Source organism: Anaerostipes stercorihominis (assembly GCF_057535655.1).
In genome coordinates this window covers 78,444-104,936 of the sequence record NZ_BAAJCL010000004.1, presented here as the reverse complement: position 1 = coordinate 104,936, position 26,493 = coordinate 78,444, and the positions used below count along the sequence as shown (strand labels likewise).

The following is a 26,493-nucleotide window of genomic DNA, read 5'->3' as shown; positions in this document are numbered from 1 at the left end:
GATGTTAAAAGGAAAAACGATTGTGTTGGGCGTGACGGGAAGCGTTGCAGCTTATAAGATGGCGAATGTTGCCAGTAGGCTGGTAAAACAGGGATGCGAAGTGCATGTGATTATGACAAAGAATGCGACAAATTTTATCAATCCCATCGCATTTGAAAGTCTGACCAATACAAAATGCTTGGTCGATACGTTTGATCGGAATTTTCAATTTCACGTAGCGCATATTTCACTGACGGATAAAGCAGATGCTATGCTGATTGCGCCGGCATCTGCCAATATCATTGGGAAAATTGCCGGGGGGATTGCAGATGATATGCTTTCCACGACCGTTATGGCATGTAATAAACCAGTGCTGATTGCGCCGGCTATGAACACTAAAATGTATACCAACCCTATTTTGCAGGATAATCTTGCAAAATTGCGGAAGTTTGGGTACGAGGTGATAGAACCTGCAACCGGACATCTGGCATGCGGAACCAGTGGAGCAGGAAAAATGCCTTCAGAGGAAGTTTTGATTGCTCATTTGGAACGTCAAATTGCAAAAGAAAAGGATCTTGCGGGAAAGAAAGTGTTAGTGACGGCAGGTCCAACCATCGAGTCAATTGATCCGGTCCGCTATATTTCCAACCATTCGTCCGGGAAAATGGGGTATGCGATTGCAAAGGCGGCAATGCTGCGGGGGGCGCAGGTGACTCTCGTATCCGGGCAGACCGCTGTGGAGCCTCCAAAATTTGTGGAGGTTGTTCCGGTAATCAGTGCGGAGGAAATGTATAGGGAGGTCATGAAGCGAAGCGAGAATCAGGATATTGTCATTAAAGCTGCCGCAGTTGCAGATTATACGCCTGCCGATGTCAGTGACGAGAAGGTGAAGAAGAAAGATGGAGATTTATCCATCCCTTTGGTTCGGACAAAAGATATTTTAAAAACCTTGGGGGAAAAGCGCAAAGATGGACAGTTTTTGTGTGGTTTTTCCATGGAAACACAAAATATGCTGGAAAATTCCAGAGCGAAGCTGAAAAAAAAGAAGATTGATTTAATTGTTGCCAATAATTTGAAGGAAAAGGGAGCGGGATTCCATACAGATACCAATGTGGTGACGCTGATCACAGAGATGGAAGAAAAACAATTGCCAATGCTGACAAAGGATGAAGTGGCAGACGCACTCTTTGATTTTATCTTGACGAAAATGCAAACGAGCAAAAATCCTTGCGGAGAGTTTCTAAAAAATTAATAAAATATCGTTCAAATTCTGTTTTCTTTTGGCTCCTATGATATAATAACCTTGCGGCATTTTTATGACGCAAGGTTTTGACTTTATGATATAGCAGGTTCGAGGCAGTGAAAAAAAGGTTTGTTTGGGCGTATTTCTATATTTTAGTGAAATTATAAAAGGGAGCGAAATCAGAATGAAAACAGTAAATAAAGTTCGATTAATTTATTTGCCGGCGATTGTACTACCGATCTTAGTGATGATAGTATCAATCGCTGCTTTAGGTGTAGGATATATGCGAATGAATGACGCAGATATTTCTGCCGGAGCATTTGAGCGTTTCGTTAATCCCCTGAATACAATGAATAATCAGACCAAAGAAATCTATAAAGAAGTAGAAAAGAATGCAATGCTTCATCCTGAAATTTTTGAGGACGAAGCATATTTGAAGGCTTTAAATCAACGGCTTAAAAAGAAGGATTCTTATTTGATGATCCGAAAGAATCAGAAAATTGTATATCAGGGGAAAGCAAAAGTGGATTCAGAGCTGATTCGGAAGCTTCCGGATTATGGAAATCAGGACAGTGATCAGGATCGGGGCTTTTTTGTCAGCCGTCCGGGGAATTATTTGGTAAAGCAACAGGATTTCCAATATAAAGATCGAGGAAAAGGATCTGTCTTTATTATGACGGACTTGGGCACGGTGCTGCCTCACTACCGAAACATTTTCACACAACTGTTTTTTGCAGTGATTGGTGTGCTGATTTTAACCAGCACTTATTTATCATGGTTTATGTATAAAGAATTTATTGGTCCGATTCGACAGTTGAAAGCCGGCGCCGAACGGATTAAAGACGGAAATCTGGACAATGATGTGGTCATCAGAAGTGGAGGAGACGAGATTCGCGATTTGTGTACTTCTTTTAACGAGATGCGCGCAGAGTTAAAAGACTCTATTGACGCAAGAATTATTTATGAAAAGCAAAATCGTGATTTGATCAGCAACATTTCTCATGATTTGAAAACTCCGATTACGGCGATCAAAGGATACGTGGAGGGAATTATGGATGGGGTAGCGGATACTCCGGAAAAAATGGACCGTTATATTAAGACAATTTATAACAAAGCCAATGATATGGACGTATTAATTAATGAATTGTCTTTGTATTCAAAGATTGATTCCAATATTATTCCATACAATTTTGATAAAATAAATATTAACGCTTACTTTAAAGATTGCGTAGATGAAATCGGAGCAGATTTAGAGCAGAGAGGGATGTTGTTTTCATATCGAAATTATTGTTCTTCCAATGTTATGGTTACGGCAGATCCTGAACAATTAAAACGTGTGATTAATAACATTATTAATAATGCCTGCAAATATAATAATAAAGCAAAGGGAAAAGTAAGTATTACCTTGACGGAATTTGATCGGAAGGTACAAGTTGAGATTAAGGACAATGGAATTGGAATTTCCAAAGAAGATCTGCCGCATATTTTCCGCCGGACTTATCGGGCAGATATGTCAAGAAATTCTGCCGGAGGAAGCGGACTTGGATTGTCCATCTGTAAGAAGATTATCGAAGAACATGGCGGAGAAATCTGGGCAGAGAGCAAGCTGCGTGCCGGAACGACCATATTCTTTACGCTAAATAAAGTATTGGATCAGTCAAAGGAGAAGAAACATGAGTAAAGTTTTAATCGTAGAAGATGAATTGGCGATTGCAGAATTAGAAAAAGACTATTTAGAATTAAGTTCTTTTGAAGTTGAAATTGAGACGAACGGAGAAAAAGGGCTTGAGATGGCATTAAAAAATGACTATGATATGATTATCTTAGATATTATGCTTCCGGGTGTCGATGGCTTTGAAATTTGCAGACAAATCCGTGAAGTCAAAGAAATTCCGGTATTGATGGTTTCTGCCCGGAAAGAGGATATTGATAAAATTCGAGGTCTGGGTCTGGGGGCAGATGATTATATTACAAAACCATTCAGCCCCAGCGAGTTGGTAGCCCGGGTAAAGGCCCATTTAAATCGTTACCACCGCTTGGTAAATAATCAGATGGAAGCCAACGATATCATTGAAATCCGGGGATTAAAGATTGATAAGACAGCAAGAAGAGTGTATTTAAATGATGAAGAAAAGACATTGACTACCAAAGAATTTGATTTATTAACTTTTCTGGCAGGACATCCGAACCGTGTCTTTACCAAAGAAGAGTTATTTAATAAAATTTGGGATATGGAGTCTCTGGGAGATATTGCTACAGTTACGGTTCATATTAAAAAAATAAGAGAAAAAATTGAATCAGATACGTCCAAGCCACAGTATATTGAGACAATCTGGGGTGTAGGGTATCGGTTCAAAATGTAGGAGCATCTATGAGAAGAAGAAAAAGAATACCGATTTTATATCAGGATGACCAAATTTTAGTATGTGAAAAACCAAGGGGGATTCCGGTATCTGGCGATAAAAGCGGAGATCTTGATTTATTTCATCAATTGAAGAATCAGTTATTTTTGGAAGAACAAAAGAAAGGTGAGCCGGAGCTTTATCTGGTGCATCGCTTAGACCGACCGGTCGGCGGTGTTATGGTATTTGCCAGAACCAGACAAAGTGCCGCGGTTCTGGGAGAACAGATCCGACAGCATAAGTTTGAGAAAGATTATCAGGCGGTTTTAACCGGATGGCTGCCGGAAGAGACCGGAACTTTTCGGGATTACCTGTTAAAGGATGAAAAGCGAAATATTTCTTCGGTGGCTGCAGAGGGAACGCTCGGCGCAAAAGAAGCTGTTTTGGATTATGAGGTTATTGACAGAATGGAAGATGAGCAGGGAAATCAATATACATATTGTCTGATTCATCTGCAAACCGGGCGTCATCATCAAATTCGCGTACAGACATCGTCCAGAGGATTTGGTATTTGGGGAGATACGAAATATAACCCATTGTATCAGCACACGAAAAAAAAGTATCGGGAAATCGGATTGTTTGCAGCAAGGGTTTCATTTTGCCACCCGGTCACTCAGGAAAAGCTGAGTTTTAAACGAGAGCCGTCAGGGGAAGCATTTGATTTGCTGGAAATGACACAATAGCAGGAGAGATTATGAAATTTAGACCTTGTATTGATATTCACAATGGAAAAGTAAAGCAGATTGTCGGAGGCAGCCTTTTGGATCAAGGGGATTTTGCGAAAGAGAATTTTGTGTCGGAACATGACGGGGCATTTTACGGGAAACTGTATCGGGATTATCATTTATTCGGCGGACATATCATTCTGTTGAACTCTGGTGATTCAAAGTTTTATGAGCAAGATAAAGAGCAGGCGATTCGCGCTCTCAAGGCGTTTCCGGGAGGTCTTCAGATCGGCGGCGGCATCACTGCAGAGAATGCGGCGGAGTTTCTGGAACATGGAGCTTCCCATGTGATTGTGACATCTTATGTTTTTTCGGATGGCAAGATTCATTATGAGCGGCTGAGGGAACTAAAAACAATCGTGGGAAGAGAGCATTTGGTTTTGGATTTAAGTTGCCGAAGGAAAAATAATTCCTACTATGTGACCACGGATCGTTGGCAGAAGTTTACGGAGGAAGAGCTGACAAAGGAATTGCTGGAAACTTTGGAGACCTGGTGTGCAGAGTTTTTGATTCACGGCGTGGATGTGGAGGGCAAGGCGCAGGGAATTGATCAGGAACTTGTAAAGTTGTTGGCACAGTATGAGGGAAACCCGGTTACTTATGCCGGCGGTGTAAGAAATTTTAACGATTTGGGTATATTAAAAATAGATGGGAAAGACAGGATTGATGTGACCATCGGAAGCGCTCTGGATTTGTTTGGGGGACCGATGGAATTTACAGAGGTCTTATCCTACTGTAAGCAATCCAAGGAGGTAGATTAGGATGAAACTATTATATGAGGCCAGCAATTTTACAATCCAAGTCCATTGGGTTGTTCCTTTTGCGATTCTGGGGATCATCGGACTATTGCTGGCGGTATTTGCGAAAAAACCGTTTTTCAAACTGTTATCAGCAGTGTGTCTGGTCATTTGTGCCATTGCGGCGTTGCGGTTTGCATTTGGATATATGCAGATTATTCACACCTATAAACAAGGAAACTACAAAAGTGTGGAAGGTTACGTAGAGAATTTTGTTCCGGCATCTTCAGGAGGCGAGGATCAGGAAGATATGGAACAGGAAAGTTTTGACATCAAGGGAGTCCATTTTTCCTATGGGGATCGATTTATTAAAAAATTCGGATACCATCAGCCGTCGACGCAGGGAGGGGTTATAAAAAAGGACGGACAATATATGCGAATCGGATATATTGAAACAGAAAATGGAAATGTGATTGTGAAAATTCAAGTAAGATAGGAAGCAGGAATAGAACCTGAAAGATATCATAGAATAATAAAAATCGCACAGGACAAAATCCTGTGCAATTTTTCTGTCATAAGAAGTTTGATAGATTGGATTGTTTTATTGTTTGCGCATATATTGTGCACTTTTTTTCGTTAATTTTGCACGCAAGCCACGTTTTTCCGGCTCTGGCGGAGCCACATTACGAAGATTTTTAATGTTGGTAATGTAAATTCCGCTGACAACAGCCTTGATTTCGGTTTTTACAGGAACATCATCAAAGATGGCTTCGTCACACAATAAAGGTGTGATTTTCGGTCCGATTTTTACTTTGACAACCGGAACTTTTGACAATTTCGCCCGTTTGGGAATGTTCTCTGTAACCATCTTCGGAAATCCCGCGTCCATGATTTTCATCCGCTTCTTATCTATAACCAGCATGCTGACGGTTTGTGCCATCTCATCTAACTGTGCTCGCTGAGCTTCCTGTTTGTCCTGCATTTTTCTGCCGACAAAATAAAGAACACCGAGAATAATAGCTACAATGATTCCAATGATTAATATAATCACCCATATATTCATGTTCTTCTCCTCCTGTTACATTTGAATATCTTATTCATTATACCATCTTTTCTTTAGATTGTGTTATGTTTTTTTCTCATTTCGATAATTTCTTCACGAATGGAAGCGCCCAAATGTTTTTGTTCAGAGCGTTCCAGGGTATCCGGGTCAATTGGCTGACCGAAGGTAATGTGAACGACCGTTGGTTTTACTTGAAAGCGGCGGTTATTTTCCAGGATATCTGCAGTGCCGGAAATGGCCATGGGAACAACCGGAACATGAGCTTTTAAGGCGGGGCGCAGACTGCCTTCCTTAAAAGTGTGAGGATCAGCGTCCTGGCTTCTTGTGCCTTCCGGAAAAATAGTCATAGAAAAACCATTTTTTAAATATTCTGTTCCTTCATTCATTGTTTTTAAACCTTCCTTGATATTATGCCGGTCTAAAAACAAACAGTTGATAAAACGCATCCAGTGACTTAGACAGGGGATTTTCTCCATTTCCTTTTTGGCAAAAAATCCGGTTCCGGATGGAGTTGCACAGTATCCGCATAAAATATCGTAGTAGCTGCTGTGGTTTCCCACATATAAAACAGCGGTATCCCTTGGGATATTTTCTTTTCCTTCGACAATGAGTTTGGTTCCCGCAAAGCGCAGACAAATACGAAATGCATTCATAACCATACGCTGTGCCATGGCAGAGCGCTTATGAGCCCGGTCGGTTTTGTTCCAGTGCTCAAACAATGGATACAATGGGGCTGTCAAGGTTAAGAAAAAGAATAGATAAATAATATCCGCTAAAAAACGAATCATAGGGGTATCTCCCTTCTTTAGTTTTTATGATTTTGATCGAGTAATTGGCGTTTCAGTTGGTAGAGTGGAACCGAAAGATCCACATATACCTCCTGAGGATTGATAAGGCGTCGGCTTTCATCCCATAATGTTTCCAGTTCTTTTTGACAATAGCTGCGAATCTCCATAGCAGAAGGATTTTCATAAACACATTGTCCTTTTTGAAAAATAGGAACGAGAAGCTCTTTCATAAAATAAGTGTTTCCTCGAATCGTTGACTTCTTCCATGTAGCGAGAGGGTCAAAAATCACAAGATCCTCGGAGTCATCGTAAGTTTCCCCGGTGAGACAGATTAAATCACCGCGGATTTTTCCGGCGTTCTTATCATAGATTCGGAAAACTGTTTTATCTCCCGGATTAGTAATCTTTGCCGGATTTTCGGAAATTTTAATTTTTGCGGTAAAGTGAGCTTCCCCTTGATGTTTGGATGCTGCGAGCTTATATACACCGCCGAATGCAGGACAATCGGAAGATGTGATGAGCTTTGTTCCAACGCCCCAGGATGTAATGGGAGCTCCCTGCAATTTTAAGCTGGCAATCAAGTGTTCATCGAGATCACCGGATGCAGCAATTACAGCATCCTCAAATCCCGCAGCATCTAGCATTGCCCGGGCTTTTTTGGTTAGATAAGCAAGATCCCCGCTGTCTAAACGAATCCCGTATTTAGCGGGCATTTTGCCTTCCCGGCGTAATTTTTCAAAGACACGAATTGCATTGGGAACACCGGAACGAAGCGTATCGTAAGTATCCACCAGTAAGGTGCAGGCATTTGGGTATAAGTTTGCATACGTGAGAAATGCGGTGTATTCATCATCAAAGCTCATAATCCAGCTGTGGGCATGAGTTCCGAGAATGGGAAGATCAAAACATTTTCCTGCCAGTACATTGGAGGTGCCGTCGCACCCGCCAATCACGGCGGCTCTGGCGCCGTAAGTACCGGCATCCGGACCCTGGGCACGGCGTAAGCCGAATTCCATGACTCCCTGTCCGCCGGCTGCATAGACGACCCGGGATGCTTTGGTGGCAATCAGGCTCTGGTGGTTTATAATATTTAAAACAGCTGTCTCAATCAGCTGAGCTTCCATCATCGGAGCCGTTACTTTTAAAAGCGGTTCCATTGGAAAAACAACAGTACCTTCCGGGATCGCATAGATATCGCCGGTAAAATGGTAGCCTGCCAAATATTCCAGAAAATCCTCATCAAATAGATTCTGGCTTCGTAGATAATCAATGTCTTCATATGAAAAAGACAAATTCTTAATATATTCAATGACTTGCTCCAATCCACAGGTAATAGCATAACCGCTGCCGGAAGGATTTTCCCGATAAAAGACATCGAAAACTACCGTTTCATCGTTTCCGGTTTTAAAATACCCCTGCATCATCGTCAATTCATAAAGATCGGTCAGCAAGGTCAGTTGATGTGTATTCATAAAAGCGTTTTATCCCCTTTCCAGTTTCTGTATGACTCCCCTAAATTATACCTTATCGAGCGAAGCTCGTCCAGTGCGGAGCACTATGTATTTACGAGTGCCCCCCAGAGGGTATACCTTATCGAGCGAAGCTCGTCCAGTGCGGAGCACTATGTATTTACGAGTGCCCCCAGAGGGTATACCTTATCGAGCGAAGCTCGTCCAGTGCGGAGCACAATGGAATCATCGGCTCTAATCGTCGAAAAGTTCACTGTCAATCAGATCTTTGATGATTTGAAATGCCTCGTCTTCATTCTTTCCAGAAATTCGTAAAATAATATCATCTCCATATGAAATTCCAGATGACATAAGAGCAATGGGATCGGCGACATTGATTTTTCTGCCATTGGTTTCAAGATAAATCGATGCCTCCAGCTGTTTGGCAGCTGCAGCGAGACTGGCGCAGGGGCGCGCATGCAGACCTCGAATCGACTGGATGGTAAAAGGATAGGTTTTCATAAATTTTCATTCTCCCTTCATATTTTCTTCTATTGTAACATAAAATAGTAAGACGGACAAAAGGGGGATGAGCATGAGGTACAAAATGTCATACGTTTTCTTTTTATTATTTTTATTCATTACAATTCCATACCTGACTACCGTTTTTATGACCAAAGGAAATGAAAAGTCGGAGATTCAGCCGGAACGATATGACAGCGGTTATAAAATTTTGTCAAATCAAAAGGAAATTGATTTAGAACAATTTCTTTTGTGGATCCTCCCGGGACAAATTTCCATGGATGAGGAGGAGGAAGCTTTGAAAGCCCAGACAGTTATTTTGCGAACTGATTTGATTCGCAGAATGGGAACTTCAAAAAAAATCAGTGAAAATAAACTTCCATATAAGAAACAGACCGATGAAGAGCTTTTGGAAGCGCTGGGAAATAAAAAATATGCGCGGGTAGATCAAAAGCGAAGGAAAGCGGTCAGTGATACGCTGGGAAAAGTAATAACGTATAAAAATATCTGCATTGAGCCGTATTTTCATGGAATCAGTGTGGGAACAACCTTAAGCGGCGAAGAATGGTTTGGAACGAAAATGCCATACTTAAAAGAACGGGAGAGTCTTTACGACGTGGAGGCAGAAGATTATATGTCTGTCAAGATCGTTACATATGCGGAAATTATCAGAACTGTCAAAAACAATAAAAAAATAGATTTAAAAGAGGAGCGTTTGAAAAAGAATCTGAAAATTCGCAGAATGACAAAAAACGGATATGTGAAACAGGTACAGGCAGATTCGGTGGTTGTATCAGGAACAGCTTGGGCGGAATGGTTTCATTTGGCGTCCAATAATTTTTATTTGGAGTCGTATGAAGGGAAAGTGCGGATGGTCTGTCTGGGCAAAGGAAATGGATTGGGATTAAGCCAGTACGGGGCGTGTCAAATGGCAAAAGAAGGAAAAAAGTATTCCTCCATTTTAAAATATTTTTATAGCGGGATTAGAATCAAAAAACTGTATGAATAAACTCAGGGAAATGGGCAAAACTAACCTTGAGGTGATGAAAATGAGAAAGAATAACAGGGAGAACCCCTTTCCATTGAGAAAATATTATGGGGTGATGATTGTCGGATTTGTATTGTTTCTCGGAGTTATGGCTTATTACAGTGTCCAGTTTCGGCAGAAGCGCGAAATCGCGAAACAGGAAGTCGAGCTGGAACAGAAATCTGTAGGAGTAAATAACAGCGCTACACAGGGAACAACACAGACAGAGACAACAACAGAGAAACGTACCGTATCAACACAGGAGACAAAAAGTACGATGAACCAGGGGATGAGCTATGATGGTACATCAAAGCTGATCTGGCCGCTTCAGGGAAATATTTTACTGCCTTACAGTGTGGAATCAACCGTGTACTTTGAATCTCTTGACCAGTATCGAATTAACAAAGGAATTTTAATTGAGGCAAAAGAAGGAGCTTCCGTGAAAGCAGTGAAACAGGCAAAGGTAGAGAAAATCCAAAAATCTGCGGAATATGGACAAACTATTTTGTTGGATTTGGGAAGCGGATACCGGGCGCTTTACGGTCAGATGAAAAAGATTTCAGTGAAAGAAGGGCAAGTTGTAGAGAAGGGTCAGGTGATTGGTCAGGTGGCAGCGCCGACAGACTATTATACACTGGAAGGAACCAATCTTTATTTTCAGATGGAAAAAGACAAAAAGAGTGTTGATCCGGGAAAATATTTAGAATAAAATGATATTAGAATGTTTGGAGAAAACCAACAGCATCATTTGTAAGGTCATGAGGGACACTTCATAACAGGAAGTGTCCCTTTAAATTGCGGAAAAAACTTAGGGAACAAACAAAATGGAAAAAACAATCAGAAATGTAACATATATAGTGAAGTGCAGAGACGGAAGTTTGTATACCGGGTGGACCAATCATCTGAAACACCGTTTGAGGATGCACAATGAGGGAAAAGGGGCAAAATATACAAAGTCCAGAAGACCTGTGGAGCTGGTATATGTAGAGGAATTTCATACAAAACAGGAGGCTATGAGCCGGGAAGCGAGAATCAAGCGTTTGACAAGAAAAGAAAAACTCCTGCTGATTCAAAAAAATCAGCAGGAAAGCAAACTCTCCGAATATTTAAAATAGAACAAAGGTTTAGATTTGAAACATTAAAATCATATGACAGAGACTTCCGCCCATGACAAAGAGGTGAAAGATTTCATGTAATCCGAAATTTTTCCAATGATGCTCAAACCATGGGATTTTTAAGGCATAAATAATGCCGCCGATCGTATAAATGACACCGCCTGCAAGTAGCCATCCAAAGGAGGTATGGGAAAGACTGTGGATGATCGGCGCGATGGCAACAATGCAAAGCCATCCCATGGCAATGTACATGACAGAAGAGATCCATTTGGGGCAGGTAACCCAGAACATTTTAAATGCAATCCCTAGAATGGCGATGATCCAGATGATGGTCAGCAGTCCGTAACCAAGAGTACCTGCGAGAACAATGGTACAGATTGGGGTATAGGAACCTGCGATTAATACAAAAATCATGGCATGATCTAATTTTTTTAACAATTTATTGATTCGCGGAGAAATATTGAAGGAGTGATAAGCTGTACTGGCGCCATAAAGACCAATCATACTCAGTGTGAATATAAGAAGAGAAATGATTCTCACATAATTTCCGGATAAAATACTTTTGATAATAAGCGGAACAGACACAACAGCGGCGAAAACCATTCCGATAAAATGTGTAATAGCGCTGCCGGGATCTTTTAATCTTTTTTGCATAAAATACCTCCAGTCTGGAAAATGATACAAAATAAACGTAGTTTTCAATACTACTTGATAACTTCTTTTATACTACACCTGTTCTGGCAAGATTGCAAGGGGCTTTACAAAAAAACTGTGTTTGTTATAATAATCCAATGGTAGAAGACCATTTTAGAGAGCCGGATGAATGGCGCATCATTGATTGAGGAGTGTTATAGTAAAAAATGGAACATAAGATAGAAAAATCAAAAAAAGCATATGAAATTGTCATGCATCATATCCGCGATATGATTATGGATCAGGAACTGGTGCTCGGACAGAGTCTTCCGCCTGAGCGGGAAATTGCGGAGCAGCTGGGCGTCAGCAGAAATTCCGTTCGTGAAGCATTAAAGATTTTAACAGTGTCCGGTGTGGTATCCAGCAGACAGGGCGCCGGAAATTATATCTCGTCAAATTTTGAAGGGTATTTGGTGGATACGCTCTCTATGATGTTTATGTTAAATGAATTAGATTATGACCAGATCAATCAGGTTCGTAGAGGGCTGGAAATTCAAGCATATATTCTGGCGGTTCAAAATGCAGAGAATCATGAGATTTTGAAGATGCAGGAATATGTAAAAAGACTGGACATCAGCAGCGATGATGAAGAAAAAACAATGCTGGATAAAAAGATTCATTACGCCATTGCCAAGGCATCGAAAAACGTTTTGATTTTTGATATTTTAAATGCTTTATCAGAAGTCATGGATATTTTTATTGCAGATATGCGAAGAGAAATTTTGCGGACGGAAAGAAGGAAAGGAATGCTTCAGGAAGCTCATAAACAAATGGTAGAATGTCTTTTGAAGCGGGATGCTGAAAATGGGCAGAAAGCTATGACAGATCATTTTGATATGATTGATAAGATTCTTCAAAAGGTACTGTAGAAATTGTACAATTTTTATACAGTTTATTGTGCAATCTTCATAAAAAGTGCATTGTTTTAAAAAAATACTAGACAAAATTGTCCTATATGTTATAATTGAAACATAAATTGGTAGTACCAATTAAAAGGATGTGAAGGCATCCAAATTTTTTAAAACATAAATTGGTAGTACCAATTATCGGAGAGTGTCAAAGGAAAATATCGGAATTGAGGAGGAAGAATCATGGATATTTTAGTGTGTATCAAACAGGTGCCGGCTTCTAATAAAGTAGAAGTTGATCCGGTGACCGGTGTGCTGCTGAGAAATGGAGCTGATTCCAAAATGAATCCGTATGATCTTTATGCGTTGGAAACTGCGCTACGGATTCGGGAGGAAACAGGAGGAACCATCAGCGTGATTAGTATGGGACCGCCGCAGGCAAAAGCAGTCATTCAGGAGGCATTTGCCATGGGTGCAGATCGAGGAGCGTTGTTATCTGACCGAAGATTTGGCGGAGCGGATGTATTGGCAACCAGTTATACGTTGGCACAGGGAATTAAAAAAATGGGAGCTTTTGATTTAATCCTCTGCGGAAAACAGACGACGGATGGAGATACGGCTCAGGTAGGTTCCGAAGTATCCGAGTGGCTGAATCTTCCAAGTGTATCGAATGTAAAGAAGATTACAAAGATAGAGAAGGAAGCAATTACAATTGAGATGGATCTTCCAGATGAGCTGGAGGTTGCCAAGGTATCATATCCTTGTCTTTTATCTGTGGATAAAGATATTTTTCAGCCGAGACTTCCGTCTTATGTAAAGAAAATGGATACAGCGGATCGGGAGATCGAAGTATATTCGCTGGATGATATGGAAGATCAGGATGAAACACATTATGGTTTGAATGGTTCTCCAACACAGGTGAAACGTATTTTCCCTCCGGAAACCAATGATCATCGGGAAGTGTGGAACGGAGACGGTACAGAAACCGCAGACAAATTATTCCATATGATTGCAGATATGAAATTTATCTAAAGGGGGAAAATGAAATGCCAAAATTAGTAGTTCACCAGGAAAAAATAGAAAATCCACAAGCTTTGGTTGATATTTGTCCATTTGGAGCAATGGAAGAAAAGGACGGAAAAATTTCTATCAATGCGGCATGTAAGATGTGCAGATTATGTGTAAAAAAAGGTCCGGAAGGTGCCGTAGAGTACGTAGAAGACGAAAAAAAGGAAGAAATTGATAAAAGTCAGTGGAATGGCATTGCGGTTTATGTCGATCACATTGACGGCAACATTCATCCGGTTACATATGAATTAATTGGAAAGGCAAAGGAGCTTGCAGCAAAGATTCAGCATCCGGTGTATGCATTATTTATGGGAAGCAAGGTGGAAGAAAAAGCGGAAGAACTGCTCCACTATGGGGTAGATAAAGTCTTTGTGTATGATTTTCCACAGCTGGATCGTTTTAAAATTGAATCTTATACAGCGGTTTTTGAAGATTTTATTAAAAAGCATCAGCCATCAGCGATCCTGACAGGCGCGACTACCGTGGGAAGACAGCTGGCCCCGAGAGTAGCGGCGCGGCTTAAAACCGGTTTGACGGCAGACTGTACGATTCTTGAGATGGATGAGAATACAGATCTCTCTCAGATACGCCCGGCGTTTGGCGGAAATATTATGGCGCATATTTTAACTCCGAATCACCGCCCTCAGATGGCAACTGTTCGTTATAAGGTGATGGATGCGGCAGAACGCATGGAAGAAACGCATGGAGAAGTTATCTCCTGTGCAATTGATGAGGAAAAATTAAAAGCCCGGGTGGAAGTACTGGACATTGTAAAGAAAGAGCCTGAAAAATTTATTGAATCTGCAGACGTCTTGGTTGTGGCAGGAAGAGGAGTAAAAAAAGAAGAAGATTTGGAAATGATTCGCGAGCTTGCAGATTTATTGGGCGGACAGGTGGCATGCACAAGACCTCTGGCAGAGGCAGGCTGGCTGGATGCAAAATGTCAGGTCGGATTAAGCGGCAGGACGGTGCGTCCGAAATTAGTTATTACTTGCGGTGTCGCGGGAGCGATTCAGTTTGTTGCCGGAATGAACAACTCCGACTGTATTGTCGCAATTAATTCTGATGAAAAAGCGGCGATCTTTGAAACGGCACATTATTGTCTGATCGGTGATATTTATGATATTATACCGAAGCTGATTGAAAAAATAAAAGCGGCGAAGGGGGCATAAGCGATGAATTATAAAAAATTTGAGGCGCCAGACTTGGCAGCCATGAAAGAGATAATTACTGACCCGGAAAGAATTTTGTACGGAGAAAATATCAATGAAGAGTACAGTCACGATGAATTAAGCGGAACCAACAGTTACCCGGACGTGGTAGTAAAAGCAGTGTCAGCAGAGGAAATTTCCCAAATTATGAAATATGCTTATGAAAATAATATTCCGGTAACACCGAGAGGCGCAGGAACGGGACTGGTGGGTTCTTCTGTGGCAATGGAACATGGAATTATGATAGATTCCAGTCTGATGAATCATATTTTAGAGCTGGATGAGGAAAATCTTACGATTACGGTAGAACCCGGCGTGTTGTTAATGGAATTGTCTGCCTATGTGGAAGATCATGACTTTTTCTATCCGCCGGATCCGGGAGAGAAATCCGCAACCATCGGAGGGAATATCAGTACCAATGCCGGAGGAATGCGTGCGGTAAAATATGGAGTGACAAGAGACTATGTCAGAGGACTGGAGGTTGTGCTTCCAAACGGAAATATCGTAGAGTTTGGAGGAAAGGTCGTGAAAAACAGTTCCGGATATTCTTTAAAAGACTTGATGATCGGCTCAGAAGGAACTTTGGGCTTTATCACAAAGGCTACTTTAAAATTGCTCCCTCTGCCGAAAAAGGCAATTAGTTTGTTGATACCATTCCCTTCTTTAAAAAAGGCAATTGATACAGTGCCTCTGATTATTAAGTCAAAAGCAATTCCAACTGCTGTGGAATTTATGCAGAGGGAGGTTATTATTGACGCAGAAGAATACCTTGGGAAGAAATTCCCGGATTCTCAATCCGATGCGTATCTTTTGTTGAAATTTGACGGCAATTCCACAGAGGAAATTGAACAGCAGTATGATAAAGTTGCCAAACTGTGTCTGGAACAAGGTGCTCTTGATGTGCTGATTTCCGATACCGAGGAAAGGGAAGAATCCATTTGGAAAGCCAGAGGAGCTTTCCTTGAGGCAATTAAAGGATCTACCACCTATATGGATGAGGTCGACATGGTTGTTCCAAGAAATAAGGTAAATGAAATGGTAGATTATCTGCACAATCTTCACAACGAAGTAGATATCCGGATTAAAAGCTTCGGTCACGCCGGAGATGGAAATCTGCACTCCTATATCCTGCGGGATGATCTGACACAGGAAGAATTTGAAAAACGAATGGGACTTGCAATGGAAAAAATTTACCAGAAAGCAAAAGAACTGGGCGGTCAGGTATCCGGAGAACATGGAATCGGATATGCCAAAAAGCCATATTTAAAAGAGTCCTTAGATCCGGAAACGATTGCATTAATGAATGGGATCAAGCAGGCATTTGATCCGAAAAATATACTGAACCCTCATAAAGTATTCCAAAGTTAACTGACCCATTACTTCATGGGAAAAGAATAAAACCTCTTAAGTTGAAACTTGCCGAAACGGCGGGACCAGACCGGTGCCGCCTTTTTGGCGTACAAAAGATTCCGGGAAAAAGAACAGGAAGTCTCTTGACAAAAGAAGACAGTTTCGATAAACTAAAATAGTAATTGTTATTGTTATGATAAAGGGAAAGGAAAGTTTATGCAGCCAGCAATGAAACGAAGTAAACAAAGAGATGCAATCGTTGCATTTTTGATGACTCGCAAAGACCATCCCACTGCCGATACCATATATATGAATATCAAAAAAGAATTTCCGCACATAAGTCTTGGAACTGTGTATCGAAATCTTGCGTTGTTAAGTGAACGGGGCGAGATTTTGAAATTAACCTATGAGGGCGGTGCGGATCGCTATGATGCGAACGTAGATCCACATTATCACTTTATATGCCGGGACTGCGGTGAAATTATTGATATGGAAATAGAATCAATGGATCAAAGAATCCGAGAGATTGCAGGTGAAAATTTTCCAGGTCAAATGGAACAAAGCGTGATTTATTTTAAAGGAATCTGCAAAAAATGTTTAAAAAAGCATTGACAAAGGAAAATCGCGATGGTAATATTAAGATAACAAAAACAGTAATTGTTACTGATTTTGTAAAAGGTGTAAAAAGGAAATTATGTCAAAGAAGACATGAACAAAAGTAAGTAAAGGAGAATAAATTATGAAAAAATGGGTTTGTACAGTATGCGGATACGTTCATGAGGGAGATCAGGCACCAGAGAAATGTCCTACATGCGGAGTAGGAGCAGATAAATTCAAAGAGCAGACAGGAGAAAGAGAATGGGCTGCAGAGCATGTAGTCGGAGTAGCACAGGGAGTCAGCGAAGATATTTTAGCTGATTTAAGAGCAAACTTTGAAGGTGAGTGTTCAGAAGTCGGAATGTACCTTGCAATGGCAAGAGTCGCTCATAGAGAAGGATATCCGGAAATTGGATTATATTGGGAAAAAGCAGCTTATGAAGAGGCAGAGCATGCAGCAAAATTTGCAGAGCTTCTTGGTGAGGTTGTGACCGACAGCACAAAGAAAAATCTGGAAATGCGTGTTGATGCAGAAAACGGAGCAACTGCCGGAAAATTTGATCTTGCGAAGAGAGCAAAAGCAGCGAACTTGGATGCAATCCATGACACAGTACATGAGATGGCAAGGGATGAAGCAAGACACGGTAAGGCGTTTGAAGGATTATTAAAAAGATATTTCGGATAATTCAAGATCCATTTAATAAAATATATCAGAACATCATACAAGGAGATATCGGCGATTTGGCTGATATCTCCTTTTGTAATATTAGGAAAGTTCTGACTTTCCTATATTACAAAAACGCTCCCAGCGATGAGATCTTTTGCGGAGTGTACGGTTTGAGTAAAATGGGACAAACAAGGTATATGTTCGGTCTCTGGTTCATATAGTTCAGATGAGACAGTTTTCAAAGAGATACAAAGCAGGAAATTCATTTTTGTAGAAATTGACGAAATTTTTAGAGATAGAAATGAGTTTCTATTTTTGAAAAGAACGGTTTTAAGCTGATTTCAAACAATAAATACAATATACAGAATTAATTAAAAACTAAAAAATTGTGCAAATTAAACAATAGAAAGGCGTTTAAAAAGAATTTAAAAGTTAGAAATAACAAAAAATAGCTTGACTTTTCATCTGATTGGTCCTACCATATACATACAGGAAAAAGGTAGGACCAATCCTACAAATCCGCGTATACGCACAACAAAGGGGCTTGCAGGGAACGAGTAAGAGAAAAGGCTCTAATGAGCAGGCGTTTTATAACCATTGATCTTTTGGACAGAAAGGAGAGAGACTCATCATGTTCATTCAATTTATTTTGGCGATGCTTCCAATTATCTTTTTGATTATTGCGTTAAGCGGATTAAAGATGTCAGGGCACGTTGCATGTCCGATTGCACTTCTTATTACAGTGGCGGAAGCTTTGTTTTTGTGGAAGCAGAAAATTCTTGATGTGCTGACAGGAGGACTGGAAGGTTTTGCAATGGCAATCTGGCCGATCTGCCTAGTCATTGTGGCAGCAGTGTTTACGTACAATTTGGTAGTACATACGAAAAATATGGAACGGATTAAGAAGATGCTGACTTCTGTTTCCAGAGATAAGAGGATTCTTGTGCTGATTATTGCATGGGGATTCGGTGGATTTATGGAGGGTATGGCAGGATTTGGAACTGCGGTGGCAATCCCGGCAGGAATTTTAGTGGGACTGGGGTTTGAACCGATTTTTGCCGCGACGGTTTGTCTTGTGGCAAATACAACTCCGGTGGCTTTTGGATCTATTGGTATTCCGACGGTAACAGCGGCCAATGTGACCGGAATGAGTCCGCATATGACAGCATCTTATGTAGTATTACAGTTGGCTGTGATGGTGATTGTGGCTCCGTTTTTAGTAGTGTTTATGACAGGAAAGCATGAGGGGGCAAAGGGATTTGCTGATTATAAAGATGTATTGTTTATCACTTTGATGTCCGGGGTTTCATTTGTGATTCCACAGTATCTGACAGCGCGATTTATCGGTGCGGAACTTCCGGCAATTATCGGCTCTGTGTGCTGTATGGCTGTGACAATTTTACTGGCAAAAGTAATTTTTAAGGGGAGACCGTCGAAGTTTGATATTCAGATGGAAGATGATGATGAGAGGCTGACAGGAAAGGAAGCATTGGTTGCATGGAGTCCATTCATTTTGGTTTTAGTATTTCTGTTAATTACTTCAACACTGGTTCCGGCGATTCATGATCCCCTAGCTGCAATTAAGTCTGATGTGATGATTTATACAGGAGCAGGAGCCGCACCGTATACCTTTACATGGATTGCGACACCCGGAATTTTGATTTTCATCGCTGCTTTTATCGGCGGGCTGATTCAAAAATGTCCGGTGGGAGAAATTTTTAAGGTTCTGGGTGATACGGTGATTCAGATGCTGAAGACCATTATTACGATTATGGCAGTTCTGGCAACTGCAAAAATTATGGGTTACAGCGGAATGACTCAATCAATCGCAGACTTTATTGTACAGGTAACGGGAAGCTTCTATCCGCTTGTAGCGCCTTTGATCGGTTCCATCGGAACTTTTGTAACGGGAAGTTCAACTTCCAGCAGCGTTTTGTTTTCAAAACTTCAGGCAAGTACCGGAGCGGAGCTTCAGATCAATCAAATGTGGCTGGTGGCTGCGAATACGGTAGGAAGTACTGCAGGAAAAATCATTTCTCCGCAGAGTATTGCAGTTGCAACAGCAGCAACAGCAACAGTTGGAAAAGAAAGCGCGATTTTAACAAAAGTTATTAAATATTTTGTGTTGTTTGTGATTGTTTATGGTGTTGTTTGCTATTTTGGCGTGAAATTCATCTAGTAAAGAAAGGGGTAAAAATATGGCAGAAGTCAGGCTTCCATTTGGAAAAGAGAGGATTACGGTTACGATTCCTGATGAAAGATTTCAAGGAACACTGGTGTCGGATGCAAGCTCTTACAAAGCCAAAAAAGGACAGGAAGAAATGGTAAGAGAGGCTCTGGAGCATCCCATTCAGTCAGAACCGTTAAGAGAGCTGGTAAAAGGAAAGAAAAATATTGTTATGATTGCCAGTGACCATACAAGACCGGTTCCTAGTAAAGTCATTCTTCCGGCAGTGATGGATGAAATTAAGGCGGGCAATCCGGATGCACAGCTGACGATTTTAATTGCCACCGGATTTCACCGTCCTACCACAAGGGAAGAGCTGATTTATAAATTCGGAGAGGAGTATGTAGATCGGGATGATATCCATTTTGTTGTTCATTTAAGTCATAATGATGATGAGATGGTGGAGATCGGAACCCTTCCATCCGGAGGTAAGCTCTTAATTAACAAAGTTGCCTGGGAAGCAGATTTGTTGATTTCAGAAGGATTTATTGAACCTCATTTTTTTGCAGGGTTCTCAGGAGGAAGAAAAAGTGTGCTGCCGGGTGTCTCCAGTGCGGTGACGGTTATGGCAAATCACTGTTCGGAATTTATTGATAGCAAATATGCCAGAACCGGAATTCTGGACGGAAATCCAATCCACAAAGATATGGTTTATGCAGCAGAAACCGCAAAGCTTGCATTTATTGTCAATGTGGTGCTGGATGAAGATAAAAAAGTGATCAAGGCTTACGCAGGGCAGTTCAATGAGGCACATCGGGAAGGATGCAGATTTGTGGATCGGTTGTCCGGTGTGGATGCCAGACCGGCAGATATTGTAATTTCTACCAATGGGGGCTATCCATTGGATCAGAATATTTATCAATCTGTGAAAGGAATGACAGCTGCCGAGGCAACCTGCAATCCGGGTGGCGTGATTATCATGGTAACAAGCTGTGCCGACGGGCATGGGGGACAGTCTCTGTATGATACATTTGCCGGAGGAGAAGACAAAGAAGTTATTATGAAACGGTTTTTGGATACTCCGAGGGATGAAACCATTCCGGATCAATGGGAGGCGCAGATTTTGTGCAGAATTCTTTTGAAATATAAGGTCATTCTTGTGACAGAAGCTCCAAAACAGATGGTGGAAGATATGCAGATGGAATATGCCGAGAATGTGGATGAGGCAATTAAAATGGCGGATATGTTTCTCGGTAAGAAGAACAGTCCGATTACGGTAATTCCGGACGGAGTTTCGGTAATTGTCCGTGCAAAATAGTAATTTATTTTTAAGGAGGAAAATAGATGAGTGAATATTCGTATAACAAGGTAACACCGGAGATGATTGAACAATTCAAGGAGATTGCTCCGAAACGTGTTCTGGTGGGAGATGAAATCAACGATGATTTCACCCATGACGAGATGGCGATTTATGGAAAGGCAAGACCGGAAGTACTGATTGAAGCGATGAGTACAGAAGAAGTTGCAGCAATCGTAAAACTTTGTAATGAGCATAAGGTTCCTGTAACTCCAAGTGGAGCCAGAACCGGACTGGTTGGGGGAGCAGTCAGCATCGGAGGCGGTGTGATGATTTCTTTGACCAAGATGAATAAAATTCTTGGATATGACAAAGAAAACTTCGTAGTAAAAATTCAATCCGGAGTGCTGTTAAATGATCTTGCACAGGATGCAGAGAAACAGGGACTGCTGTATCCGCCGGATCCGGGAGAGAAGTTTGCAACGGTTGGCGGGAATGTGGCAACCAATGCCGGGGGAATGAGAGCTGTGAAATATGGATGTACCAGAGATTATGTACGTGCCATGACGGTGGTACTCCCGACAGGCGAGATTGTGAAACTGGGAGCAACGGTTTCAAAAACAAGCTCCGGATATAGTTTGTTAAATTTGATGATTGGTTCCGAAGGCACTCTGGGAATTATTACAGAATTAACTCTTAAGGTCATCCCGGCGCCAAAAGCGGTGATCAGTTTAATTATTCCTTACGAGAATCTGGAAGATTGCATTGCCACGGTTCCACAGTTCTTTTTACACCATTTAGCTCCTCAGGCTCTGGAATTTATGGAAAAAGAAGTTGTAATGGATACAGAGAAATTCTTAGGAAAGCAAGTATATCCAAAAGAACTGGAAGGAACGGAAATCGGAGCTTATTTGCTGGCTACGTTCGACGGAAATTCCGAAGAGCAGCTGGAGGATATTATTGAAGAAGCTTCCGAAGTTGTGTTTGAGGCAGGTGCGATTGATGTTCTTGTGGCAGACACACCGGCATTAAAGAGAGATGCATGGGCTGTCCGGGGAGCTCTGTTAGAGGCAATTGAAGATGATACTGTGCTGCTGGATGAGTGCGACGTGGTTGTGCCAACCAATAAAATTGCCGAGTTCTTAACCTATACGAAGTCTTTGGAAGCAGAGTCTGATTTTAGAGTCAAGAGTTTTGGTCATGCAGGTGACGGAAACTTACATATTTATACGTGCAGCAATGATATGGAAGAAGAAGAGTTTAAAAGACAGGTTGCCGTATTTATGGATAAGGTTTATGCAAAAGCAACAGAATTTGGCGGCATGATTTCCGGAGAGCATGGAATTGGACACGGAAAGATGGATTATCTCGCTCAATCTCTGGGACCGGTACAAATGCGCGTTATGGAAGGAATTAAAGAAGTTTTCGATCCAAATATGATTTTAAATCCGGGTAAGATTTGTTATAAATTATAGAACTTAAAAGAAACAGGTAATAAAACTTAAGCAAAGCGAAAAAACATAAACATAAGCAATTAAAAAATCATAGAGAAGTTAAGCAGTTATTTTAAGGAGGATATGGAAATGGCATATTTAATTTCAGAAGAGGCACAGGATTTATTACAGGATGTTCATGAGTTTTGTGAAAACGAAGTCAAAGAGCAGTGTAAAGAATATGATATCAGCGGTGAGTGGCCAAAAGAAATTTATGATAAGGCGATCGAGATGCAGCTGCATTCTCTGGAAGTTCCAGAAGAGTACGGCGGACCTGGCTTGTCCAGGGTTGACGTGGCAGCGCTGATTGAAGAAATGGCAATTGCAGATGCAGGATTTGCAACAACAATCTCCGCCAGCGGACTTGGAACAAAACCGGTATTAATTGCAGGAAATGAAGAACAGAAAAAACATGTTTGTCAGAAAATCATTGACGGAGGATTCGGAGCCTTCTGTTTGACCGAGCCGGGCGCAGGATCTGATGCAAGCGCCGGAACAACAACTGCGGTCAAAGACGGTGATGAGTATGTACTAAATGGAAGAAAATGCTTTATTACCAACGGAGGAATCGCATCTTTCTATTGTATTACTGCGATGACAGACAAGTCAAAAGGGGTAAAAGGAATTTCCATGTTCCTGGTAGATGCAGGAACTCCGGGCTTAAGTACAGGAAATGAAGAAAATAAAATGGGAATTCGTACGTCCAATACCTGTGATGTGGTATTAGAGGATTGCAGAATTCCGGCAGCAAACTTAGTCGGCGGAGAAGGAAAAGGATTTGGAATTGCAATGAAGACTCTGGATCAGGCAAGAGCATGGATGGGATGCGTTGCAGCCGGTATTGCACAGCGTGGAATCAATGAAGGAATTGCTTACGCAAAAGAGAGAGTACAATTTGGGAAACCGGTCATTAAGAATCAGGCAATGCAGTTTAAAGTAGCGGATATGGAAATCAAAGTGGAAACCGCCCGTCAAATGGTAGCGCATGCATTGACAAAGATGGATATGGGTCTTCCGCATTCTAAGGAAGCCGCAATTGCAAAATGCTATGCTTCGGATATTGCGATGGAAGTAGCTTCCGAAGCAATTCAGATGTTTGGAGGATATGGGTACAGCAGAGAATATCCGGTAGAAAAATTGTTAAGAGATGCAAAAATCTTCCAGATTTTCGAGGGAAGTAATGAAATCCAGAGAATCGTTATCGCAAATAATACCATTGGCAGATAGGAAATAAGACGAGCAAAAGGAGTAAGAACGATGAACATTTTAGTTTGTATCAAACAGGTTCCGGATGATTCTGTAGAAATACACTTAAATGCAGAGGGGACGCCGGATCTTTCCAATGTAACACCGGTTGTCAATGCATTTGATACGTATGCATTAGAGATGGCAGCCCGGCTGAAAGAAGCTTCTGAGGGAGAGATTACAGTTGTATGTATTGGAGATGCCAGCGCCAAAAATTCTTTGAAAAACTGTTTGGCGGTTGGGGCAGATCATGCTTTTTTAGTACAGGACGATGCCTTTGAAGGCTCTGATACCAAGGGGATTGCATCAATTTTAAATTGTACGGCAAAAAAACTGGAGGCAGATTCCGGAAAGAAATTTGATCTTATTTTCTGCGGAAAAGAAGCCACAGATGCGGCTTTGGGTCAGGCAGGAATTACCTTGGCAGAAGAGATGAATGTGGGTGTAATTACCAATATCACAGAGATTGCTTTGAATGGCGATAAAGTGACTGCAAAACAGGAAACAGAAGAAGGGTATCGTACGGTTGAGGCATCCGCTCCGTGTGTTGTTACGGTTACAAAACCGGAATATGATCCACGCTATCCGACCATCAAGAATAAGATGGCAGCCAGAAAAAAACCAATCGGGGATATTTCCATGGCAGACCTTGCGGATCTTGCAGATGAGAACGTCGGAATGGATCATGCAAAGGTGAAAATGGTAAAACTGTATGAACCTGCCAAGAAAGAGGCTGGAGTGAAAATTCAGGAAGAAACTGATGAAGATTCAGCATTAAAAGCTGTGGCAATGATGGCAGATGCCAAAGTATTCTAGGAAGGGAGAACAAAGGACATGGCAGATTGTAAGAATATTATGGTATATGTGGAAACTGCGGAAGGCAGTCCGGTCAAAGTCGGATTGGAAATGCTCTCTCCTGCGAAAGAATTGGCGGATGCTAAGGGAGGCAAAGTTATTGCGGCAGTCATTGGAAACGGTATAAAAGAAGCAGCCGAGAAAGTTGCGGCGGCTGGCGCAGATCAGGTGCTTACTGTGGATTCACCAGAGTATGAGAAATTTAATCTGGATGCCTATGCAGCAGTTATAACAGAATTAATGAAAGAAGAAAGTCCGGCAGTAGTGCTGATCGGCGGCACACAGGATGGGAAAGACATTGCGCCGATGATCGCGGCAAAATGTGGAGCAGGATGTGCGTCTGATGTGATGGCAGTGAAAGCGGAGGATGGAAAAGTAATTTATACTTGTCCACTGTATGGAGGAACCATTCTGGAGGATGTAGAAATTGACGGTTGTCCGCAGGTTGCAACGATGCGTTCGGGAGCTTTTCAAAAATTGGAGAATCCGACAGCGGGAGAGATTGTGGAGAAAGAAGTGTCTGTACCACAGGATCAGATTCGCACTCAGATTACAGAGACTGTAAAAGAGATTGCGGAATCCATCAATCTGGAAGAAGCAGAGGTGATTGTATCCGGAGGACGCGGCATGGGCAGCAAAGAAAATTTTGCTTTGGTGGAAGAACTTTGCAGTCTGTTAGGCGGTGTGGTAGGAGCTACGAGACCGGCAATAGAAGACGGATGGGTATCTAAAATCCATCAGGTTGGACAGTCCGGAAAAATTGTTGCTCCGAAGCTTTATATCGCATGTGGGATTTCCGGTGCAACACAGCATATTTCAGGAATCATGAATTCTGATTATATTGTGGCAATTAACAAAGATGAAGATGCGCCGATTTTTGATGTAGCCAATGTAGGAATTGTGGGAGATGTAATGAAAGTGCTTCCGGTTATGATTGAAGAAATTAAAAAAATCAAAGAAGTACAATAATGAAAGAAGCTTGTTTCTATACTTAATGTATATTCACCATTTAAAAGGCTGCCTGTATCACCAACAGGCAGCCTTTTCTTGATGGAGTCTTCCATTACGGATTCAAAATATTCTTGATCACATCAGCATCGCTGAAATAAACCATATCAGAGCCTTCCAGCTGAACATAGTAGTTTTCTTTGGAAGAATCCTTTTTTCCAATGTACAATGCAATGGTATCTGTTTTTTTGGTTGTAGTATCTTTGTAGGTAATCTGCACGGAAATTCGGGAACCTGCATCAAGTCCATAGGAAATTAAATCTTGTTTGGTCGCGGAATAATTTTGGCAGTCTCCGAAAGTAAAGACGCCAAGTCCTCCGGCAATCCCGTCTAAATTTTCTTTGTTACCGGAATAGACAGTTTGTTTTCCGTTTTCTGTGACGATTACTTTTTTTAAGTTTCCGGTGCTTAAGGAAGGAAAGGTATCTGTCTCAATAAAATCATCCAGAGAATAAGATAAATTGGAGATGAGATCGGAGGATACCGTATAAATTTTTGATTGATCTTTGCAGGTAAAGTAATAATTGTCTCCGGTGGCATTTCCGATATAATAAGTGACTTCTTTGCCTGAGGAATCCTTTACTTTTACCGTATAGGTCGGTTTGTCAAGACCGTAATCCTTGAGTGCATCTGCTCCTTTTAACTCTCTGACCGCATCAACTTTTTGAAATTTTGAAGCCATTTCTTTCAGATAAGACTGAATGATTGGATAGTCTTTGTGTTTGCTGTAATACCAAGTGCCGTCGTCTTTTATGAAATGTAACGTATCTTTATCATTGGTGTAAGAAAGGGAGGTCAGAGATTTTAAATTCACAATATATTCTTGATCAGAAGACTTAGAAGAAGACTGTTTCTGGTATAGAGTGATTCCCATATACATGACAAAAAGTCCTGAGAATATGAGAATTAAAGTGAGTAATTTTTTTTGCTGTTTCATAAGGTCTC

Annotated in this window: 27 protein-coding genes; 21 read left to right on the top strand and 6 right to left on the bottom strand. The window is 41.3% G+C overall.

Annotated features, from left to right (window positions below; genetic code table 11):
• The first annotated feature begins 1 nt into the window (after position 1).
• The 6 genes from coaBC to AC27EF_RS06000 all read left to right on the top strand — a co-directional run bounded on the left by coaBC (position 2) and on the right by AC27EF_RS06000 (position 5,582).
• Positions 2-1,231: a bifunctional phosphopantothenoylcysteine decarboxylase/phosphopantothenate--cysteine ligase CoaBC gene (gene coaBC / locus AC27EF_RS06025; protein ID WP_487109583.1), complete on the top strand. Its 1,230-nt coding sequence runs from the start codon at positions 2-4 to the stop codon at positions 1,229-1,231.
• A gap of 175 nt (positions 1,232-1,406) precedes the next feature.
• Positions 1,407-2,903: a sensor histidine kinase gene (locus AC27EF_RS06020; protein ID WP_487109582.1), complete on the top strand. Its 1,497-nt coding sequence runs from the start codon at positions 1,407-1,409 to the stop codon at positions 2,901-2,903.
• Positions 2,896-3,585 carry a response regulator transcription factor gene (locus tag AC27EF_RS06015; RefSeq protein ID WP_487109581.1) on the top strand — a complete coding sequence of 230 codons (690 nt, stop codon included), beginning with the start codon at positions 2,896-2,898 and terminating at the stop codon, positions 3,583-3,585. Before AC27EF_RS06020 ends, AC27EF_RS06015 begins: the two co-directional genes overlap by 8 nt.
• A gap of 8 nt (positions 3,586-3,593) precedes the next feature.
• Positions 3,594-4,307: an RluA family pseudouridine synthase gene (locus tag AC27EF_RS06010; protein WP_487109579.1), complete on the top strand. Its 714-nt coding sequence runs from the start codon at positions 3,594-3,596 to the stop codon at positions 4,305-4,307.
• An 11-nt stretch (positions 4,308-4,318) separates the two neighbouring features.
• The gene (gene hisA, locus AC27EF_RS06005) at positions 4,319-5,110 is read left to right on the top strand and encodes a phosphoribosylformimino-5-aminoimidazole carboxamide ribotide isomerase (protein WP_487109578.1); all 792 of its coding nucleotides are present in this window, start codon (positions 4,319-4,321) and stop codon (positions 5,108-5,110) included.
• Position 5,111: 1 nt separating this feature from the next.
• Positions 5,112-5,582, top strand: a complete 471-nt coding sequence (locus AC27EF_RS06000) for a hypothetical protein (RefSeq protein WP_487109576.1) — start codon at positions 5,112-5,114, stop codon at positions 5,580-5,582.
• A 105-nt stretch (positions 5,583-5,687) separates the two neighbouring features.
• Here the strand turns inward: AC27EF_RS06000 and AC27EF_RS05995 are convergent, their stop codons facing one another.
• The 4 genes from AC27EF_RS05995 to AC27EF_RS05980 form a co-directional block, all read right to left on the bottom strand.
• Positions 5,688-6,149: a hypothetical protein gene (locus AC27EF_RS05995; RefSeq protein ID WP_487109574.1), complete on the bottom strand. Its 462-nt coding sequence runs from the start codon at positions 6,147-6,149 to the stop codon at positions 5,688-5,690.
• Positions 6,150-6,202: 53 nt separating this feature from the next.
• Positions 6,203-6,937 carry a lysophospholipid acyltransferase family protein gene (locus AC27EF_RS05990; protein ID WP_487109572.1) on the bottom strand — a complete coding sequence of 245 codons (735 nt, stop codon included), beginning with the start codon at positions 6,935-6,937 and terminating at the stop codon, positions 6,203-6,205.
• A gap of 17 nt (positions 6,938-6,954) precedes the next feature.
• Complete coding sequence (locus AC27EF_RS05985) at positions 6,955-8,409, bottom strand: nicotinate phosphoribosyltransferase (RefSeq protein WP_487109571.1); 1,455 nt, start codon at positions 8,407-8,409, stop codon at positions 6,955-6,957.
• A 231-nt stretch (positions 8,410-8,640) separates the two neighbouring features.
• Complete coding sequence (locus AC27EF_RS05980) at positions 8,641-8,907, bottom strand: HPr family phosphocarrier protein (protein ID WP_487109570.1); 267 nt, start codon at positions 8,905-8,907, stop codon at positions 8,641-8,643.
• Positions 8,908-8,980: 73 nt separating this feature from the next.
• Here AC27EF_RS05980 and AC27EF_RS05975 point away from each other — a divergent pair, with 73 nt between their 5' ends.
• The 3 genes from AC27EF_RS05975 (at position 8,981) to AC27EF_RS05965 (ending at position 11,049) form a co-directional block, all read left to right on the top strand.
• Positions 8,981-9,916: a SpoIID/LytB domain-containing protein gene (locus AC27EF_RS05975; protein WP_487109569.1), complete on the top strand. Its 936-nt coding sequence runs from the start codon at positions 8,981-8,983 to the stop codon at positions 9,914-9,916.
• A 40-nt stretch (positions 9,917-9,956) separates the two neighbouring features.
• The gene (locus AC27EF_RS05970) at positions 9,957-10,643 is read left to right on the top strand and encodes a peptidoglycan DD-metalloendopeptidase family protein (RefSeq protein ID WP_487109568.1); all 687 of its coding nucleotides are present in this window, start codon (positions 9,957-9,959) and stop codon (positions 10,641-10,643) included.
• 115 nt (positions 10,644-10,758) lie between these two features.
• Positions 10,759-11,049 carry a GIY-YIG nuclease family protein gene (locus tag AC27EF_RS05965; protein WP_487109566.1) on the top strand — a complete coding sequence of 97 codons (291 nt, stop codon included), beginning with the start codon at positions 10,759-10,761 and terminating at the stop codon, positions 11,047-11,049.
• Positions 11,050-11,058: 9 nt separating this feature from the next.
• Here the strand turns inward: AC27EF_RS05965 and trhA are convergent, their stop codons facing one another.
• The gene (gene trhA / locus AC27EF_RS05960; protein ID WP_487109565.1) at positions 11,059-11,703 is read right to left on the bottom strand and encodes a PAQR family membrane homeostasis protein TrhA; all 645 of its coding nucleotides are present in this window, start codon (positions 11,701-11,703) and stop codon (positions 11,059-11,061) included.
• Between the two features lie 206 nt (positions 11,704-11,909).
• On the opposite strand from trhA, the gene AC27EF_RS05955 reads away from it, so the two are divergent.
• From AC27EF_RS05955 to AC27EF_RS05900, 12 genes are all read left to right on the top strand, one after another.
• A complete protein-coding gene (locus tag AC27EF_RS05955; protein WP_487109563.1) occupies positions 11,910-12,611 on the top strand; it encodes a FadR/GntR family transcriptional regulator in 702 nt (233 codons plus the stop codon).
• A gap of 222 nt (positions 12,612-12,833) precedes the next feature.
• Positions 12,834-13,622, top strand: a complete 789-nt coding sequence (locus AC27EF_RS05950) for an electron transfer flavoprotein subunit beta/FixA family protein (RefSeq protein ID WP_487109562.1) — start codon at positions 12,834-12,836, stop codon at positions 13,620-13,622.
• A 14-nt stretch (positions 13,623-13,636) separates the two neighbouring features.
• Positions 13,637-14,830 carry an electron transfer flavoprotein subunit alpha/FixB family protein gene (locus AC27EF_RS05945; protein ID WP_487109560.1) on the top strand — a complete coding sequence of 398 codons (1,194 nt, stop codon included), beginning with the start codon at positions 13,637-13,639 and terminating at the stop codon, positions 14,828-14,830.
• 3 nt (positions 14,831-14,833) lie between these two features.
• Complete coding sequence (locus tag AC27EF_RS05940) at positions 14,834-16,237, top strand: FAD-binding oxidoreductase (protein WP_487109559.1); 1,404 nt, start codon at positions 14,834-14,836, stop codon at positions 16,235-16,237.
• 198 nt (positions 16,238-16,435) lie between these two features.
• Positions 16,436-16,831, top strand: a complete 396-nt coding sequence (locus AC27EF_RS05935) for a Fur family transcriptional regulator (protein ID WP_487109558.1) — start codon at positions 16,436-16,438, stop codon at positions 16,829-16,831.
• 127 nt (positions 16,832-16,958) lie between these two features.
• The gene (locus AC27EF_RS05930; RefSeq protein WP_487109557.1) at positions 16,959-17,501 is read left to right on the top strand and encodes an NADH peroxidase; all 543 of its coding nucleotides are present in this window, start codon (positions 16,959-16,961) and stop codon (positions 17,499-17,501) included.
• 613 nt (positions 17,502-18,114) lie between these two features.
• On the top strand, positions 18,115-19,662 hold the full coding sequence (locus tag AC27EF_RS05925) for an L-lactate permease (RefSeq protein ID WP_487109555.1): 1,548 nt from the start codon (positions 18,115-18,117) through the stop codon (positions 19,660-19,662).
• A 19-nt stretch (positions 19,663-19,681) separates the two neighbouring features.
• The gene (larA, locus tag AC27EF_RS05920) at positions 19,682-20,968 is read left to right on the top strand and encodes a nickel-dependent lactate racemase (protein WP_487109554.1); all 1,287 of its coding nucleotides are present in this window, start codon (positions 19,682-19,684) and stop codon (positions 20,966-20,968) included.
• A gap of 26 nt (positions 20,969-20,994) precedes the next feature.
• Entirely contained in the window at positions 20,995-22,422 is a 1,428-nt protein-coding gene (locus tag AC27EF_RS05915) for a D-lactate dehydrogenase (protein WP_487109553.1), read from the top strand.
• A 108-nt stretch (positions 22,423-22,530) separates the two neighbouring features.
• Positions 22,531-23,667, top strand: a complete 1,137-nt coding sequence (locus tag AC27EF_RS05910; protein WP_487109551.1) for an acyl-CoA dehydrogenase family protein — start codon at positions 22,531-22,533, stop codon at positions 23,665-23,667.
• 30 nt (positions 23,668-23,697) lie between these two features.
• Positions 23,698-24,501, top strand: a complete 804-nt coding sequence (locus AC27EF_RS05905) for an electron transfer flavoprotein subunit beta/FixA family protein (RefSeq protein WP_487109549.1) — start codon at positions 23,698-23,700, stop codon at positions 24,499-24,501.
• Between the two features lie 18 nt (positions 24,502-24,519).
• Positions 24,520-25,509 carry an electron transfer flavoprotein subunit alpha/FixB family protein gene (locus tag AC27EF_RS05900; RefSeq protein WP_487109547.1) on the top strand — a complete coding sequence of 330 codons (990 nt, stop codon included), beginning with the start codon at positions 24,520-24,522 and terminating at the stop codon, positions 25,507-25,509.
• 94 nt (positions 25,510-25,603) lie between these two features.
• Here the strand turns inward: AC27EF_RS05900 and AC27EF_RS05895 are convergent, their stop codons facing one another.
• Positions 25,604-26,485, bottom strand: coding sequence for a DUF4340 domain-containing protein (locus AC27EF_RS05895; protein ID WP_487109545.1), 882 nt, complete (start codon positions 26,483-26,485; stop codon positions 25,604-25,606).
• Between the last annotated feature and the right edge of the window lie 8 nt (positions 26,486-26,493).